General features: G+C 72.8%; 12 protein-coding genes and 2 tRNA genes. 12 read left to right on the forward strand and 2 right to left on the reverse strand.

The window, feature by feature from the left end:
- Positions 1-53: 53 nt before the first annotated feature.
- From nadD to ACFVIU_RS22740, 7 genes are all read left to right on the forward strand, one after another.
- Entirely contained in the window at positions 54-758 is a 705-nt protein-coding gene (gene nadD, locus ACFVIU_RS22710; protein WP_385844604.1) for a nicotinate-nucleotide adenylyltransferase, read from the forward strand.
- Positions 759-774: 16 nt separating this feature from the next.
- Positions 775-2,490, forward strand: a complete 1,716-nt coding sequence (locus ACFVIU_RS22715) for an LCP family protein (RefSeq protein ID WP_385844605.1) — start codon at positions 775-777, stop codon at positions 2,488-2,490.
- Between the two features lie 101 nt (positions 2,491-2,591).
- A complete protein-coding gene (rsfS, locus tag ACFVIU_RS22720; RefSeq protein ID WP_385844606.1) occupies positions 2,592-3,035 on the forward strand; it encodes a ribosome silencing factor in 444 nt (147 codons plus the stop codon).
- Positions 3,035-3,703, forward strand: coding sequence for a histidine phosphatase family protein (locus ACFVIU_RS22725; protein ID WP_385844608.1), 669 nt, complete (start codon positions 3,035-3,037; stop codon positions 3,701-3,703). Before rsfS ends, ACFVIU_RS22725 begins: the two co-directional genes overlap by 1 nt.
- A 93-nt stretch (positions 3,704-3,796) precedes the next feature.
- Positions 3,797-3,869: transfer RNA gene (locus ACFVIU_RS22730), tRNA-Ala, on the forward strand.
- 327 nt (positions 3,870-4,196) lie between these two features.
- A complete protein-coding gene (locus ACFVIU_RS22735; RefSeq protein ID WP_006136074.1) occupies positions 4,197-4,430 on the forward strand; it encodes a hypothetical protein in 234 nt (77 codons plus the stop codon).
- A gap of 155 nt (positions 4,431-4,585) precedes the next feature.
- Positions 4,586-4,658, forward strand: a tRNA-Ala gene (locus ACFVIU_RS22740).
- 118 nt (positions 4,659-4,776) lie between these two features.
- On the opposite strand, the gene ACFVIU_RS22745 is transcribed toward ACFVIU_RS22740, so the two are convergent.
- Together ACFVIU_RS22745 and ACFVIU_RS22750 are read right to left on the reverse strand one after the other, a co-directional pair.
- Positions 4,777-6,387, reverse strand: a complete 1,611-nt coding sequence (locus ACFVIU_RS22745) for an NADH-ubiquinone oxidoreductase-F iron-sulfur binding region domain-containing protein (protein WP_385844609.1) — start codon at positions 6,385-6,387, stop codon at positions 4,777-4,779.
- Entirely contained in the window at positions 6,384-7,664 is a 1,281-nt protein-coding gene (locus ACFVIU_RS22750; protein WP_385844610.1) for a cytochrome b/b6 domain-containing protein, read from the reverse strand. The genes ACFVIU_RS22745 and ACFVIU_RS22750 overlap by 4 nt, the downstream gene beginning before the upstream one ends.
- A 365-nt stretch (positions 7,665-8,029) precedes the next feature.
- Between ACFVIU_RS22750 and leuS the strand changes: the two genes are divergently transcribed.
- The 5 genes from leuS (at position 8,030) to ACFVIU_RS22775 (ending at position 16,937) form a co-directional block, all read left to right on the forward strand.
- Positions 8,030-10,903: a leucine--tRNA ligase gene (gene leuS / locus ACFVIU_RS22755; protein ID WP_385844611.1), complete on the forward strand. Its 2,874-nt coding sequence runs from the start codon at positions 8,030-8,032 to the stop codon at positions 10,901-10,903.
- Positions 10,904-11,118: 215 nt separating this feature from the next.
- Entirely contained in the window at positions 11,119-11,778 is a 660-nt protein-coding gene (locus ACFVIU_RS22760) for a hypothetical protein (RefSeq protein ID WP_385844613.1), read from the forward strand.
- A 72-nt stretch (positions 11,779-11,850) separates the two neighbouring features.
- Positions 11,851-12,696, forward strand: coding sequence for a DegV family protein (locus tag ACFVIU_RS22765; protein WP_385844614.1), 846 nt, complete (start codon positions 11,851-11,853; stop codon positions 12,694-12,696).
- Positions 12,697-12,858: 162 nt separating this feature from the next.
- Complete coding sequence (locus tag ACFVIU_RS22770) at positions 12,859-13,953, forward strand: helix-hairpin-helix domain-containing protein (protein WP_385844616.1); 1,095 nt, start codon at positions 12,859-12,861, stop codon at positions 13,951-13,953.
- A 335-nt stretch (positions 13,954-14,288) separates the two neighbouring features.
- Positions 14,289-16,937, forward strand: a complete 2,649-nt coding sequence (locus ACFVIU_RS22775; RefSeq protein ID WP_385844809.1) for a ComEC/Rec2 family competence protein — start codon at positions 14,289-14,291, stop codon at positions 16,935-16,937.
- The last annotated feature ends 8 nt before the right edge of the window (positions 16,938-16,945 follow it).

Genomic DNA, 16,945 nt, shown 5'->3' on the forward strand with positions numbered 1-16,945 from the left:
GCGAGGCCGTCCCCGGCAGGGAGCCCGAAGCCGGGCCGGTAGGGTCTGCACGCATGGGAGAGCAGGACATGCCTACCGGTCCGGCGCACGCGAGCGCCGAGAACGCCGAGACCACGGTCGAGCATCCGCAGTACCGGCAGTACCAGCCGGGCCACGGCCCCGCCCACGAGGGCAAGCGACGCCTGGGCGTCATGGGCGGCACCTTCGACCCGATCCACCACGGCCACCTGGTGGCGGCCAGTGAGGTCGCCGCGCAGTTCCAGCTGGACGAGGTGGTGTTCGTCCCCACCGGCCAGCCCTGGCAGAAGTCCCACCGCAAGGTCTCCCCGGCCGAGGACCGCTATCTGATGACGGTCATCGCCACCGCCGAGAACCCGCAGTTCTCCGTCAGCCGCATCGACATCGACCGCGGCGGCCCCACCTACACCGTCGACACCCTGCGGGACCTGCGCGCCCTCAACCCCGACACCGACCTCTTCTTCATCACCGGTGCCGACGCCCTCGCGCAGCTGCTGACCTGGCGCGACTCGGCGGAACTCTTCTCTCTCGCGCATTTCATCGGCGTCACCCGCCCCGGCCACCACCTGACCGACCCGGGCCTGCCGGAGGGCGGCGTCTCGCTCGTCGAGGTGCCGGCGCTGGCCATCTCCTCCACCGACTGCCGCGCGAGGGTCGCCAAGGGCGAACCCATCTGGTACATGGTGCCGGACGGGGTCGTGCGCTACATCGCCAAGCGCGAGCTGTACCGCGGCGAGTGAGCCGAGAGGGGCACCGGTGAACGAGCGATACGACGCGGGGTACGGGGACGGCCCTTACGAACTCGTCGGCTACGACGAGTACGGACAGCCCGTGTACCGGCAGGTCCCGGCACAGCAGGCACCGCAGCAGACCTACGACCCGTACGCCCAGCAGGGCGGCTACGGCTACGACCCCTACGCCACGGACCAGCAGCAGACCCCGTCGTACGGGTCCGGGCACCAGCCGTACGACCCCTACGGCTCGTCCCCGTACGACCCGTACGCCCCGCACGGCACCGGCGCCGGAACCGCCGCCGGCCCGCAGGGCGCACCCGGTCACGACCCCTACGGGCAGGCCGCGAGCAGCGGCCAGCAGCCCCGGGTCGCCGAACAGACCCCCTACATCCCGCAGCAGGCCGGCCCCGCGGAGGACCCGCCGGCCCCCGCGGAGACCGGGCACGCCCCCGGTGAACCGGACTACCGCACCGAGCAGTTCGCCTTCGTCGAGGAGCCGGACGGTGACTCCGAGGACGTCATCGACTGGCTGAAGTTCACCGAGAACCGCACCGAACGCCGCGAGGAGGCCCGCCGCCGCGCCCGCAGCCGGATCGTCGCCCTGCTCGTCGTCCTCGCCCTCGTGGCCGTCGGCGGCGTCGGCTACCTCTGGTACGCCGGAAAGCTGCCCGGCCTGTCGTCCTCCGGCGGCACGGCCGGCACCGGCACGCCCGTCGCCGCGCAGAAACGGGACGTGATCGTCGTCCATCTGCACAACACCGGCAAGGGCGGCACCTCCACCGTGCTGCTGGTCGACAACACCACCACCAAGCAGGGCACCACCGTCCTGCTGCCCAACTCCCTCGCCCTGACCGACGGCGACGGCTCCACCACCACCCTCGCCAAGTCCGTGGCCGACGACGGCTCCAGCGGCACCCGCGACCAGCTCGACACCGTCCTCGGCACCAGCATCCAGGGCACCTGGCGGCTGGACACCCCCTACCTCCAGAACCTGGTCGAACTGGTCGGCAACATCGACATCGACACCAACACGGACGTCCCCGACCCGGACAGCAAGAAGAAGGGCGCCGAGCCGCTCGTCCACAAGGGCACCGGCCAGACCCTCAGCGGCAAGATGGCCGTCGCCTACGCCACCTACCGCGCGCCCGGCGAGTCCCAGACCGCCCAGCTGGAGCGGTTCGGCCAGGTCGTGCAGGGCGTGCTGCGCAAGATGTCCTCCGACCCCTCCTCGGCCACCACGACCGTGCAGACCCTCGCGCAGATCCTCGACCCCTCGCTCACCGACAAGGACCTCGGCGCCTTCCTCGCCAAGCTCGCCGACCTCGCCAAGACCGGCGCGTACAAGACCGCCCTGCTGCCCGTGCAGGCCGACGGCACGCTGAGCGCCAGGACCAGCGACAGCGTGGTCAAGGACATCCTCGGCGGCGCCGCCAAGAGCCCCGACGCCGGCTCCGCGGTCCGGGTCTCCGTCCAGAACGCCACTGGTGTGAAGGACGACACCCAGAAGGCCCGCGTGGTCCTCCTCAACGGCGGCTTCACCTTCCTGGAGGGCGGCACCGCCGCCGGCACCGAGACCGCCTCCAAGGTCGTCTACGCGGACGCGGCGGACAAGGACAACGCCGCCGAGGTCGCCAAGACCCTCGGCCTGCCCGCCGCCTCGGTGACCAAGGGTTCCGTCTCCTCCGGTGCCGACGTCTCGGTGGTCCTCGGCCAGGACTACAAGCCGTCCTCGTCCTGAGCACGACCGGGGGCACCCCGGGTGACGCGGTAATCACCTGGGTGCCCCCGGCGGTCCGTGAGACCCTTGAGGTTCAGTGACCGCCGACGGAAAGCCATGTAGTGACCGCCACCGACCGTTCCCTTGAGCTCATCAACACCGCCGCCCAGGCGGCGGCCGACAAGCTCGCCCACGACGTCATCGCCTACGACGTCAGCGACGTCCTGTCGATCACGGACGCCTTCCTGCTGGCCTCCGCACCCAACGACCGCCAGGTCAAGGCCATCGTCGACGAGATCGAAGAGCGCCTCCAGAAGGAGCTCGGCGCCAAGCCGGTCCGCCGCGAGGGCGACCGCGACGCCCGCTGGATCCTGCTCGACTACGTCGACATCGTCGTCCATGTGCAGCACAGCGAGGAGCGGGTCTTCTACGCCCTGGAGCGGCTGTGGAAGGACTGCCCCGAGATCGAGCTGTCCGCCGACGCCAAGGCCACCCGCGGCAAGGCCGAGGAGCACGCCCGGATGCAGGCCGCCGAGGCCGACCAGGAGCCGGGCGGGGAGTGGTGATGAGCGCCACAGGTGAGGTGACCGACCGCACCGGCCGCGGCCGCCGCATCATCCTGTGGCGGCACGGCCAGACCTCGTGGAACGTGGAGCGCCGGTTCCAGGGCTCCACGGACGTCGAGCTGACCGAGGCCGGGCTCGGCCAGGCCCGCCGGGCCGCCCGGCTGCTCGCCTCCCTGCGCCCCGACGCGATCGTCTCCTCGGACCTCCAGCGGGCGGCGCGGACCGCCGCCGAGCTGGCCGAGCTCACCGGCCTCGACGTCACCCACGACGAAGGCCTCAGGGAGACGTACGCGGGCGTCTGGCAGGGGCTGACGCACGAGGAGATCCTCGCCCGCCACGGCGAGGAGTACACCGCCTGGAAGCGCGGCGAGCCGGTCCGCCGGGGCGGCGGCGAGCTGGAGACCGAGGTCGCCGACCGGGCGGCCCCCGTCGTCCTGCGGCACACCGAGAAGCTGCCCGAGAACGGCACCCTGGTCGTCGTCAGCCACGGCGGCACCATCCGCACCACCATCGGCCGGCTCCTCGGACTGGAGCCCCGGCACTGGGAGAGCCTCGGCGGCCTCTCCAACTGCTGCTGGTCCGTGCTCGGCGAGGGCGGCCGCGGCTGGCGCCTGCTGGAGCACAACGCGGGCACCCTCCCGGAGCCCGTCCTCGGCGACGACGACTGAGCGCCAGGAGCCTCCCGGACCCCGGATTTCACTTTCTGGCAGGTCGCAGGCTAAAGTTCTTCTTGTTCGCCCCGCCGAGCGGGAAGAACGTAAGGGGCTATAGCTCAGTTGGTAGAGCGCCTGCATGGCATGCAGGAGGTCAGGAGTTCAATTCTCCTTAGCTCCACAGTGAAGAAGATCCCGTCCCTCAGGGGGCGGGATCTTCTGCTGTCCGGCCTGTCCGCTGTCCGCGCCTGATTGAGTCGCCCGGGTCCCGTGCCCGTATACCTCCGCGGCGGCGCTCGCGGCGGGCGCCGTGTCCGGACCGGTACTGAGGCGTCGCTGACCGTATTGGCCCGGCCGTGGCAGAATCAAACGGCCGGAAGGGGGCGCGGCCCGACGGGAGGGAGTGGCGATGCCTGCGAGCATCCTCGAGGAGGGCGGCGACCTCCTCGGTGCAGCGTTGATACGGAACACGGCCACCCGGCTCGGCCGCCCTTCCTGGAGCTGATCGATGGGTGCACACAGGCGGAAGTGCGACTGGTGCGGCAGCGGCACGCCCATCGTGCGGGACATGGAGCCGATCAACCCCGACTACCAGTACTGGTGCGAGGAATGCGCGCGGGCGCTGATCATAAAAGGCGACCCCATCGAGACGTACCGGGAGCTGGAGGGCGAGCCGATCTACGGCCGCCTCCTCGAGGAGCACTGCACGCTCAAGAGGTTCTACTCGTTCGTCACGGCCTGACCTGCACGGTCTGCCCTGCGCAGCCTGACAAACCGGACATTGGTCGTCGAACGGGGGCGCGGAAGGAACGGATTTGGCGCTGCGCCGCAGGGCCTGTAATGTTTACGACGTCGCCGGGGGAACCGAGAGGGAAACCGGGCGGACAAACTAAACAAGGGGCTATAGCTCAGTTGGTAGAGCGCCTGCATGGCATGCAGGAGGTCAGGAGTTCAATTCTCCTTAGCTCCACAGAAATCGAAGGCGGACCATCCGATGGATGGTCCGCCTTCGGCGTGTTGGGGAATCGTCAGGCGCAGGTGTATGACGGCGGCGGGCCACCCGATCCGGGTGACCCGCCGTTCGTCGCTCAGCGGCCGAGCGCGCGCCGGCCACGGCCCTGCGAGAGCACCGGCAGATTGCGCGCCGGCGCCTGCCCGCGCGTGTCCTCCTCGATGCGCAGGGCCAGTGCCGGACAGCGGCGCACCGCGCGCAGTGCCTTCGCCTCCGCGTAGCGCGGCACCTGGGCCTGGGCGACCGTCGGGAAGCCGTCGGCGCCGAGTTCGAACACCTCGGGCAGGATGTCGGCGCACAGACCGTGGCCCCGGCACAGCGTCCAGTCGACGTAGATCTTCTGGCGGCTGGCGCCGGTCTCCTGGGGCTCTCCGCCGCCCGGGATGCCCGTGGGGGCCCTGCCCCCCTCGAAGAGCGGCAGAACGCCCTCCACGGGCCGTCCGCAGCCGTTGCCGAGGACATGGGCGGCCAGGTCGTCGGTGAACGCCTTGATGGTCGACTCCAGGAACATCGCCGAGCCGTCCGGGTGCGAACAGGCGCCGCGCCGCTTGACGTTCTTCGCGACCTGCTTGAGCGCCTCCAGGGCGGCCGGTCCGCCGCCGTTCAGGATGTCCTCCATGCCGCGCGCGGCGGCGGGCAGTCCGAGGTAGCAGGGGCCGCACTGGCCGGCGCTCTCCTCGGCCAGCCACTGCGCCACCCGCAGCGACTCGCCCAGCGGACAGGTCTCCTGGCTGATCGGCAGGATCGCGCCCGCCCCCAGTGAACCGCCCACCTGGTCCAGCGAGTTGCGGGAGACGATCGCCTCGTCGACGGTGGCCGCGTCGATCCACTTGCCGTGGTAGCCGCCGGTCAGCACCCCCTGCGGCACCGGCGGGGCGCCCGCCAGCTGGAGCACGTAGCGCAACGGCACCCCCGTGGGGACCTCGATCACCATCGGGCGGGCGACCGCGCCGGAGACCGTCAGCATCACGGTGCCCGGTTCGTCGTACAGGCCGGTGTTGCCGTAGCGCTCCGGGCCGATGCGGGCGGCGATGGCCAGCTGGGCGAACGTCTCCGCGTTGGACAGCAGGGTGGGTGCGCCGCCCACGCCGCTCTGCGAGGCGCTGATCTTGCGGCCGGGCGGGATCGCCGGGCCGCCGTCGATCGAGCGGATCAGCGAGGCGGCGGCACCGGTGACCATCCGGACCGGATTGCGCTGCACCCATGCGCGCAGCGCCGATCGGCGGCTGTTGTTCAGACCCCGTTCGGCGAGCGCGGCCTCCATGGAGCGCTGGGTGGACTCCCGGGTGACGCCGATGACGAGGGTGCGCGCGCCCAGCGCCTCGGCGCACAGCAGCGCGCCGTCCAGGATCAGGTGCGGGGCGCGGTTGATCAGCACCGTGTCCTTGCGGCAGGCCGGCTCGTCCTCGCTGCCGTTGACGACCACGACCGGCCGTACCCCGCGCTTGATCGCCGACTCGGCGACCGAGCGCAGCTTCTTGTGGAAGGGGAAGCCCGCGCCGCCGCGGCCCCTGAGGTTGATGCGTTCGGCGAGCTGGGCGAGCTGTTCGCCGCCCAGCGGGTCGAGCGGCCCGTGCACCTTCAGGTGCATGGGCAGGTCGAGCCGTTCCACAAGGTCGAAACCCGATGTGAGCTGGGGAAGTCCGACGACGCGGACTTCGGGGACATCGGGCAGGGCCTCGTTCACTGGAAGCCTCCGGAAGGCGTGTTCCAAGGTTCGCCCGAACCCGGCGCGTCGAAGGACGTGCCGGAGAGTGTTTCGGTGGCGGGACCGCTGTCGTACGTGCTGCCCGCGTTGTACGTGCCGTAGCGGCCGTTTGTCTCACCGGTGTCGTACACATCACGTCCGCCGTATCCGGCGGCGCCCGGATTGCCATAGGCGGGGATGGTGTATCCGGTGTCCTGGAGCGGGTCGTACGCGGACGGCGGGGCCTCCCCGACCGGCGGCGGGGACGGGACCGGCCAGCTGCCGGCTGCGCCGGAGGGCGCGGCCGGCTCCGGCGGCAGATCCATGCGGGCGGTCCGGTCGGCCGCGAAGGACTGGGGAGCCCCGAAGGGCTGCTCGGAGCGGCCGCCGGGGACGGACACCGCGCGGTAGGCCGCCGCGAAGCCGGGGGCGGACCCGGGGGCCGGGGAGACGGGGGTCTGGTAGAGGGGGGAGGCCGCCGTGGCGGCGTCGGACAGTCCCGGCTCGCCGCGGCGCGGGAAGCCCGCGGGCGACTGCTCGGCCGCCCGCGACCGGCTCGCCTCCAGCTCCTCGATGCCGGGCGGTTCCGCGCTGCCGAACAGCGCCACCAGCCGGTTGGTGACCTTGCGCTTGAACGGGCGCGGGGCGGCGCGCAGCGCGAGGGCGGCCATGACCACGATCAGGGACAGCGCGTACAGGTAGGTGAAGAGCGGGCTCTTGACCGGGCGGCCCGCGTACAGGCCGTGCACCAGCGCCGCGCACCAGGCCGGGTAGGCCAGCATGTGCATCGCCCGCCAGCGGGCGGCGACCGGGGCGGGGGTGGCGAAGTTGCTGCGCAGGGCGCCGGTGACGCCCACGAAGATCATCAGCAGGCCGGCCAGCGAGCCCAGTCCGATCAGGCCGCCGATCCCGGTGACGCCCAGGGAGAACGGGATGATCGCGCCGATCAGCTGCGTGTGGTCGAGGGCGAGCTTGATGGTGATGTGCAGCAGGAGGAAGGCGATCGAGGCGACCGCGGTCGTGCGGTGCACGGCCTGGCCGATGATCCGCTGCCGGGTGTTGAGGAAGATCCGGTCCTGTGCGAACAGGCCCCAGATCACCGAGCAGCTCAGCGAGACCAGGCACATCACGCCCGCGCCGAAGTTGAGGAAATCGCGGAACTGGCTGCCTCCGACCAGCACGCTCACAGGTATCAGCAGCAGGACGACAGCCGTTGCCACCCCATAGGCCGAGCGGCCCGGTTTGGGGAGGGAGCTGGTACTACGACGAGGGTTCATGGGGGCAACTCCGAGCAGTTTCGGGAAAGCGGTCCCGCTGCCGAACTCTAGGTGGCGCCATACCGATCAGTACGGGGTTTCGGTTATTGCGCTGTTATCAACGGACAATCTGATGGGGTCGGCGTGGATGTATGGCATGTCCACAAGGGATACGGAAGCGCGTCGCGGCTTGCTCAAGGGCTGCGGTACCCTAGCGCCATGCGTGCCGTACGCCTTCTGCTTAGCGGGCCGCGCTGATCAGTACCGACCCCCGGTCGAACCCGTGAGGTCGGCATCGGCGCGGCGTCCCCTCCTGTGCGAGGGGTTTTTTCGTTTCTTGGATGTCGCAGCCGCAGGCAGAGACGATCGATGGAGCTTTGAGGATCATGAGCGAGACGAACCCCGCCGGCACCGCCGAGGTGGCCGCGCCGCACCGCTACACGGCCGCCCTGGCAGCCGAGGTCGAGGCACGCTGGCAGGACTTCTGGGACGCCGACGGCACCTACGCTGCGCCGAACCCCAAGGGTGATCTGGCGGGCGACCCGGAGCTGGCCGCCCGGCCCAAGAAGTTCATCATGGACATGTTCCCGTACCCCTCCGGCGCCGGCCTGCACGTCGGCCACCCGCTGGGCTACATCGCCACCGACGTCTTCGCCCGCTTCCAGCGCATGACCGGCCACAACGTCCTGCACACCCTGGGCTTCGACGCCTTCGGCCTGCCCGCCGAGCAGTACGCCGTGCAGACCGGCACGCACCCGCGGGTCTCCACCGAGGCCAACATCGAGAACATGAAGGCCCAGCTGCGCCGGCTGGGCCTGGGCCACGACAAGCGCCGGTCCTTCGCCACGATCGACCCGGACTACTACAAGTGGACCCAGTGGATCTTCCTCCAGATCTTCAACTCCTGGTACGACACGGAGGCGAAGAAGGCCCGCCCGATCTCCGAGCTGGTCGCCCAGTTCGAGTCCGGTGAGCGCGCGATCCCGGGCACCACGCGCGCGTGGGGCGAGCTGACCGCCGCCGAGCGCTCCGACGTCCTGGGCGAGTACCGGCTGGCCTACGCCTCCGACGCGCCGGTCAACTGGTGCCCCGGCCTGGGCACCGTGCTGGCCAACGAGGAGGTCACCGCCGACGGCCGCTCCGAGCGCGGCAACTACCCGGTCTTCAAGTCCAAGCTGCGCCAGTGGAACATGCGCATCACGGCCTACGCCGACCGGCTGCTGGAGGACCTGGAGGAGCTGGACTGGCCCGAGGCCATCAAGCTCCAGCAGCGCAACTGGATCGGCCGCAGCGAGGGCGCCCGGATCGACTTCCCGATCGACGGCGAGCACATCACGGTCTTCACCACCCGCCAGGACACCCTGTTCGGCGCCACCTACATGGTGCTGGCGCCCGAGCACCCGCTGGTCGAGAAGTTCACCCCGGAGGCCTGGCCCGAGGGCACCCACCCGGTGTGGACCGGCGGTCACGCCACCCCGGCCGAGGCCGTCGCCGCCTACCGCGCGCAGGCCGCCGCCAAGTCCGACGTCGAGCGCCAGGCCGAGGCCAAGGACAAGACCGGCGTCTTCACCGGCGCGTACGCGACCAACCCGGTCAACGGCGAGCAGGTCCCCGTCTTCATCGCCGACTACGTCCTGATGGGCTACGGCACCGGCGCGATCATGGCCGTCCCGGCGCACGACACGCGTGACTTCGCCTTCGCGCGCGCCTTCGAGCTGCCGATCCGCTGTGTGGTCGAGCCGAGCGACGGCCGCTCCACCGACCCGTCCACCTGGGACGACGCCTTCGCCTCCTACGACGCGAAGATCGTCAACTCGGCGAGCGACGAGGTGTCCCTGGACGGCCTGGGCGTCGTCGAGGCCAAGGCCCGCATCACCGAGTGGCTCCAGGGCAAGGGCATCGGCGAGGGCACCGTCAACTTCCGCCTGCGCGACTGGCTGTTCAGCCGCCAGCGCTACTGGGGCGAGCCCTTCCCGATCGTCTACGACGAGGACGGCGTCGCCCACGCGCTGCCCGAGTCGATGCTGCCGCTGGAGCTGCCCGAGGTCGAGGACTACAGCCCGCGCACCTTCGACCCGGACGACGCGGACACCCAGCCCGAGACGCCGCTGTCGCGCAACGAGGACTGGGTCAACGTCACCCTGGACCTGGGCGACGGCCCGAAGAAGTACCGCCGCGAGACCAACACCATGCCCAACTGGGCCGGCTCCTGCTGGTACGAGTTCCGCTACCTGGACCCGCACAACGCCGGACAGCTGGTCGACCCCGAGATCGAGCAGTACTGGATGGGCCCGCGCGAGGGCCGGCCGCACGGCGGTGTCGACCTGTACGTCGGCGGCGCCGAGCACGCCGTGCTGCACCTGCTGTACGCGCGCTTCTGGTCCAAGGTCCTCTTCGACCTGGGGCACGTCTCCTCCGCGGAGCCGTTCCACAAGCTGTTCAACCAGGGCATGATCCAGGCCTACGTCTACCGCGACAGCCGGGGCATCGCGGTGCCCGCCGCCGAGGTCGAGGAGCGGGACGGCGCCTACTACCACCAGGGCGAGCAGGTCAGCCGGCTGCTGGGCAAGATGGGCAAGTCCCTGAAGAACGCGGTGACGCCGGACGAGATCTGCGCCGAGTACGGCGCGGACACCCTGCGCCTGTACGAGATGGCCATGGGCCCGCTGGACGTCTCCCGCCCGTGGGACACCCGCGCGGTGGTCGGCCAGTTCCGGCTGCTCCAGCGGCTGTGGCGCAACATCGTCGACGAGAACACCGGCGAGGTGACGGTGGTGGACGCGGCGCCCGACGAGGACACGCTGCGCGCCCTGCACAAGGCGATCGACGGCGTCCGCCAGGACCTGGAGGGCCTGCGCTTCAACACCGCCATCGCGAAGATCACCGAGCTGAACAACCACCTGACCAAGGCGGGTACGGCCGTGCCGCGCGCGGTCGCCGAGCCGCTGGTGCTGATGGTCGCCCCGCTGGCCCCGCACATCGCCGAGGAGCTGTGGCGCAGGCTGGGCCACACCGACTCGGTCGTCCACCAGGACTTCCCGGTCGCCGACCCGGCGTACGTCGTGGACGAGACCGTGACCTGTGTGGTGCAGATCAAGGGCAAGGTCAAGGCGCGGCTGGAGGTGCCGCCGGCCATCTCCGAGGAGGAGCTGGAGAAGGTGGCGCTGGCCGACGAGAAGGTCGTCGCGGCACTGGCCGGCGCGGGCATCCGCAAGGTGATCGTGCGCGCGCCGAAGCTGGTGAACATCGTTCCGGCGTAGCGCAGGGCCCGCGGCGGCTCGGGTCCTCCGGAGTGGGACGGAGGGCTTCCGCTCGCTCCGGCCCGGCGTGACGGCCGGGGTGCCGGCCGACTCGGGGTAGTCCCCTACGGGCAGGTTCGGGGTTCTTCTGGAACTCCGGGCCTGCCCGCTGCGTTTACCGTGGAGAGCGCAGCGGCTTGCGTCGTGCCAGCCGTACCGGTCGGAGGAGGAGCGTCATGGAAGCAGTGTTCGCCGTGTTGGCCCTGCTCTTCCTGCTCTTCGTGGGTCTGGGCACGTACGCCACGGTCAAGGCGGTGGGCGCGGCCAAACGCGGAGTGGACCGCACCATCGCGCAGGCCCGCCGCACGGTCGAGGACCACACCCTGCGCGCCAAGTCCTTCGCCCAGATCGGACCGGCCGCCGAGATCGCCCAGCTGCGGCTCGCCCTGCGCACCTCGATGCGCGCCACCCAGGACGCGCTGGCGGCGGGCGTGGCCGAGGACGAGTCGCTGAAGGAGTCCGTGGGCCTCTTCGAGCGGCTCAGCGGACACGGACAGGTGCTGGACGCCGATCTCAAGCGCCTGGAGTCCGAGCCGGACCGGGCCACGCTCGCCGCCCGCCTGCCCGACCTGCGCGTCCGCACCGAGCGCATCACCACGTCCGCGGACTCGCTGCGCTGGGCGGTCCGGGACCGGGCCCGCCGGTTCGCCGAGGACGACCTCGACGCGCTCAGCAGCCAGATCGGCATCGAAGCGGACGCCCTGCGCCACTGGGCGCCGGCCGAGCCCGCGCAGACCTCCACGCCACGGCGCGAGGCGCCCGAGGTCACCCCGCCGACGCCGCGGCCCACCTACCCCTGGCAGAAGAAGCAGCCCCGCCCGGAGAGCACCGCATGAGCGGCCCACTGCAAAGGCACACGAAAGGGGCCGGGCTGCCGCGTGCCCGCCACGCCAGGTAACCTCCAGCTCATGTCCCGCCATGTCGCGATCGTCACCGATTCAACGGCCTACCTGCCGCCCCGGACGATGGAGCACCATGGCATCACCGCGGTACCCCTGACCGTGGTCCTCGGCGACCGGGCGCTCGAAGAGGGCACCGAGATCTCGACCCGTTCGCTGGCCCAGGCGCTTCAGAAGCGGCGCCCGGTCACCACCTCCCGCCCCGGCCCCGAGGTGTTCGCGGAGACCTACCGCAGGGTCGCCGAGTCCGGCGCGGGCGGCATCGTCTCCCTGCACCTGTCCGCCGAACTGTCCGGCACCTACGACGCGGCGGTCATCGCGGCCCGGGAGGCGCCGGTGCCCGTGCGGGTCGTGGACACCGGGATGGTCGCGATGGCCCTCGGCTTCTGCGCGCTCGCCGCGGCCGAGGTGGCGGAGTCCGGCGGCACGGTGGACGAGGCCGTCACGGCCGCCGAGAAACGGGCCGCGGGCACCTCCGCCTACTTCTACGTCGACACGCTCGACTATCTGCGCCGCGGCGGCCGCATCGGAACCGCCCAGGCCCTGCTCGGCTCCGCGCTCGCCGTGAAACCCCTGCTCCAGCTGGACGGTGGCCGCATCGACCTGCTCGAAAAGGTCCGCACGGCCTCCAGGGCGATCGCCCGGCTGGAGGAGATCGCCGCGGAGCGGGCGGGCACTGCCGTGGTGGACATCGCCGTCCACCATCTCGCCGCCCCCGACCGCGCCGCCGCCCTCGCCGACCGGCTGCGGGCCCGGGTCCCGGGCCTGGCCGACCTGCATGTCAGCGAGGTCGGTGCGGTGATCGGGGCACACACCGGCCCCGGACTGCTGGGAGCGGTGGTCTCACCCCGCTGACCCCGGTGGGCACGGGGTTCCAGCCCCTGTCCGCGGGTTCCGGCCCGTGTCCGCGGGTTCCGGTTCACTCGTGCGGGTGGCGGAGTTTTCCACAACGGGGTGGTTCTCCCCGGGAATTGACCAAGATCATCGCGAATCGGCGGGATGACCCATCCTCGTCGCATGGCACTTCGATCACGCTCCCGCAGCACTCGTGCGACCAGCGGTCCCGGCCGCGCTCCCGGCTCCGACGGCCGGCACGGCGACGGTCTCCGTCTCCGACATCGCCCCGGCACCGACCGACGCCGCTCCCGCCACCGCCCGCCCGCACCGGCCGAGGAACTGCGCCGCCGGGCGGAACTCCTCTTCGGCGAACGAGCCGCGCACTGGCGGGAGTCGGGGAACGCACCACCGGACGCGGAGGCGCCCGCGCAGCCGGCGGCGACCGCGACGGCCACCGGCTCGGTGCCGGGGATGGGCCGGAGAGGGAAGGCGCCCACGGCTGACGCCGAACCGGCTGATGCCGAACAGGTCGGCCGAGAGCCCCGGTTGGCGCCGGAACAACCCCTCGCCGTGGGGCTGCGCCAGCGCCTGGGGCCGGCGGTGCGGGAGCGGATGCCGGTCTGGTTGCAGACACGGTGCGCGGTGGAGCGCAGGGGAGTCATGGCGCTCGCGGTGGTGCTGGTGGCCGCGGCCGGGTTCGCCGCACAGCAGTACTGGACGGGGAGGACCGAGACCGTCAGCGCCCCACAGGTGGTGCGCGCCGAGACGCCCACGAGGAGGAGCGACGAGGCGAAGCCCGGTGGTGTCACCGGCGCCCCGGTGACGCCGGGCGGGCAGATCGTCGTGGACGTCAGCGGCAAGGTCCGCAAGCCGGGCATCCAGCGGCTGCCGGCCGGCTCCCGGGTGGCCGACGCGCTGCGGGCGGCCGGCGGTGTCCGCCCGGGCACGGATATCGCAGGGCTCAACCGGGCCCGCTTCCTGGTCGACGGCGAACAGGTCGCCGTCGGGGCACCCGCCGCGGTGCCGGTGCCCGCGGGCCCGCCCGGCGGAGCGGCCACAAGCCCGGCGGGCTCGGGACCGGCGACCCCCGTCTCCCTCAACACGGCCACGGCGGACCAACTCGACACCCTGCCCGGCGTCGGCCCGGTGCTGGCCCGGCACATCCTCGACTACCGCACCCAGCACGGCGGTTTCCGCTCGGTGGACGAGCTGCGCGAGGTCAACGGCATCGGCGACCGCCGCTTCGGCGATCTGCGGAATCTGGTACGGCCATGATCCGGACGCACAGCGGCGGACCGCCGGAGACCGACGGGCGGGGCAGCGCGGGCGCCGGACGGGGCCGGGCCGCATCCCGGGGCGCCCCAGGCGCCGGACAGGGGCGGAGGGCATCGCGGGGCACTGCGGGCGCCGGACAGGGGCGGACGGTATCCCGGGGCGCCCCAGGCGCCGGACAGGGGCGGAGGGCATCGCGGGGCACCGCGGGCGCCGGACATGAGCCACGCGGGCCGGTGGCCGGCGGGCGGCGCGGGCCGGTGGACGGCGGCCATGAGCCACGCAGGCCGGCGGACGACGAGCGGCGCGGACCGGTGGACGGCGATCCGGCGGCCCCCATGGATCTGCGCCTGGTGCCGCCCGCACTCGCAGCCTGGCTGATGGCGGCCCTGACGCTGGACGCGCCGGCGGGCTGGACCGCCGGGATCGTGGCCGGCTGTCTGATCGGCGGGGCCGTGCTGCTGGCGACGCGGCACATCGGACAAGGGGGAGCTGCCCGGCCTGGCCAGAGGGGAGCTGCCCGGCCCGGCCAGAGGGGAGCTGCCCGGTACGGCCACAGGGCGGAAGCGGCGCCGAGGGCACGGGGGCGGCTCGCCTGGGCCCGGACCTCGGCCGCGGCGGTGCTGCTCTGCGCCGCCGCCGCTGCCGCCTCCGCCGGGCTGCACGGGGCGGACGTACGGCGTGGGCCGGTGCCGGAGCTGGCCCGGCGGTTCGCGACCGTGACCGCGGAGGTCGAGGTGAGCGGCGACCCCTGGCTGAGCAGGCCCCGGGTGCGCGGCGACCACACGGCACCGGTCGCGGTGCTGGCCCGGGCCGAGGTGCTGTGTGTCGAGGAAAGGGACGGAAGGAGGACGCGGACCCGGAGTCCGGTGCTGTTGGTCGTCGACGGAGGCGTCCCGGCACCGACGCGGAGCGGCGGCCGGGAGGTGCCGGAGGGAACGGACGGGCGGAGTTCCGGGTGGCCGGCGGGTCCGGCCGGACCGGGCGTGCAGCGCGGACGTGCCGAGTGGCTGGGGGTGCTGCCGTCCACGCGGCTGCGGGTCACCGGGCGGCTGGCGCCGGCTCTGGCGGGCGGTGACCGCACCGCCGCCGTGCTGCGGGTGCGCGGCCGGCCGGGGCCACGGATCGTGGCGGGACCGAGCGGGCCGCAGCGGCTCGCCGGGCGTCTCAGGGCCCGGCTGCGGGAGGCCACGGACGGCCTGCCGGGGGATGCGCGGGCACTGCTTCCCGGGCTCGTCGTCGGGGACACCTCGCGGATCACACCGGAGCTGGAGGCGGCCTTCGAGGAGACGGACCTGGCGCACACCCTCGCCGTCTCCGGCAGCAACCTCACCGTCCTGCTCGCCCTGCTCGTCGGGCCGCCCGGCCTGGCCCGGCTGGCCGAGCGCCGCGGTCTGGCCCCGCGCCTCGGCCTCTCCCTGCGGACGACCGCCGTGCTCGCCGGGGGACTCACGCTGGGGTTCGTGATCGTGTGCCGCCCCGACCCCAGCGTGCTGCGGGCCGCCGCCTGCGGGGTGGTCGCCCTGCTGGCCCTGGCCACCGGTCGCCGCAGATCCCTGGTCCCGGCGCTGGCGGCGGCCGTCCTGCTGCTGGTGCTGTACGACCCGTCGCTGGCCCGGAGTTACGGCTTCCTGCTCTCCGTGCTGGCCACCGGGGCGCTGCTGGTCCTGGCGCCGGGCTGGTGCGAGGCGCTGCGCCGGCGCCGGGTGCCGCCGCGGCTCGCCGAGGCGCTCGCGGCGGCCGCCGCCGCGCAGCTGGTGTGCGCGCCGGTCGTGGCGGTGCTGTCGGCCCGGGTGAGCCTGGTGGCGGTGCCGTGCAATCTGCTGGCCGAGATGACGGTGGCACCGGCCACGGTGCTGGGGTTCGCGGCGCTCGGGCTGGCGCCGGTGGCGATGCCCGTGGCCAAGGCGCTGGCCTGGTGCGCGGGTTGGCCCGCCGGCTGGATCGCCGGGGTGGCGCGCAGCGGAGCGGCGCTTCCGGGCGCCGGGGTGGACTGGCCGGGGAGCTGGGCCGGGGCGCTGTTGCTGGCGGTGGTCTCCGGGGCGGTCGTGCTGGCCGGGCGGCGTCTGCTCCGGCACCCGTGGTGGTGCGGGCTGCTCGGGCTGGTGCTCGTGCTGGTGGTGGTCCGGCCGGTGCCGCTGACCCGGGTGATCACGGGCTGGCCGCCGCCCGGCTGGCGGTTCGCGATGTGCGACGTCGGGCAGGGCGACGCGACGGTGCTGGCGGCGGGCGACGGAGCCGGAGTGATGGTGGACGCCGGACCCGATCCCGCGGCCGTGGACCGCTGTCTGCGCCGGCTCGGCATCACCCGCATCCCGCTCCTCGTCCTCACCCACTTCCACGCCGACCATGTGACGGGGCTGCCCGGGGTGCTGCGGGGCCGCTCGGTCGCCGCCATCGAGACCACGGGGCTCGCCGAACCCGCGGACGAGGCCGAGTTCGTCCGCAGGGAGGCGGCCGCCCGGCACATCCCGGTCACCCGGGCGGCGACGGGGGAGGAGGGGCGCACCGGCCCGCTCGCCTGGCGGGTCCTGTGGCCGCCGCCGGGCACCGGATCGCCGACAGGCCCATGGTTACCGCCGTCCTGGCCGGGCGTCGTCCCGGAACCGGACGGTCCCAACGACGCCAGCGTGGCGCTGCTCGTCCGCACCGGCGGACTGCGGCTGCTCCTGCTCGGCGACCTCGAACCCCCGGCCCAGGAGGCCCTGCTGAACTCCCCGGAAGCGGCCGAGCTGGCCGGGGTGGACGTCCTGAAAGTGGCCCATCACGGCTCGGCGCACCAGGATCCGCGGCTCCTCCGGCTGGCCGCCCCCCGCCTGGCCCTCATCAGCTGCGGAACCGGCAACCCCTACGGCCACCCGGCCCCCTCGACCGTGGCCGCACTACGGGCCGCAGGAGCGAGGGTGCTCCGCACCGACCAGGACGGTGCCCTCGCGGTCGGCGGTCCGTCGGGGGCGGGAGGGGAGGTGCGGGTGGTGCGGGGCTGAGACTGGGG

The sequence above is a fragment of the Streptomyces sp. NPDC127190 genome, assembly GCF_042672505.1.
Lineage (GTDB): Bacteria > Actinomycetota > Actinomycetes > Streptomycetales > Streptomycetaceae > Streptomyces.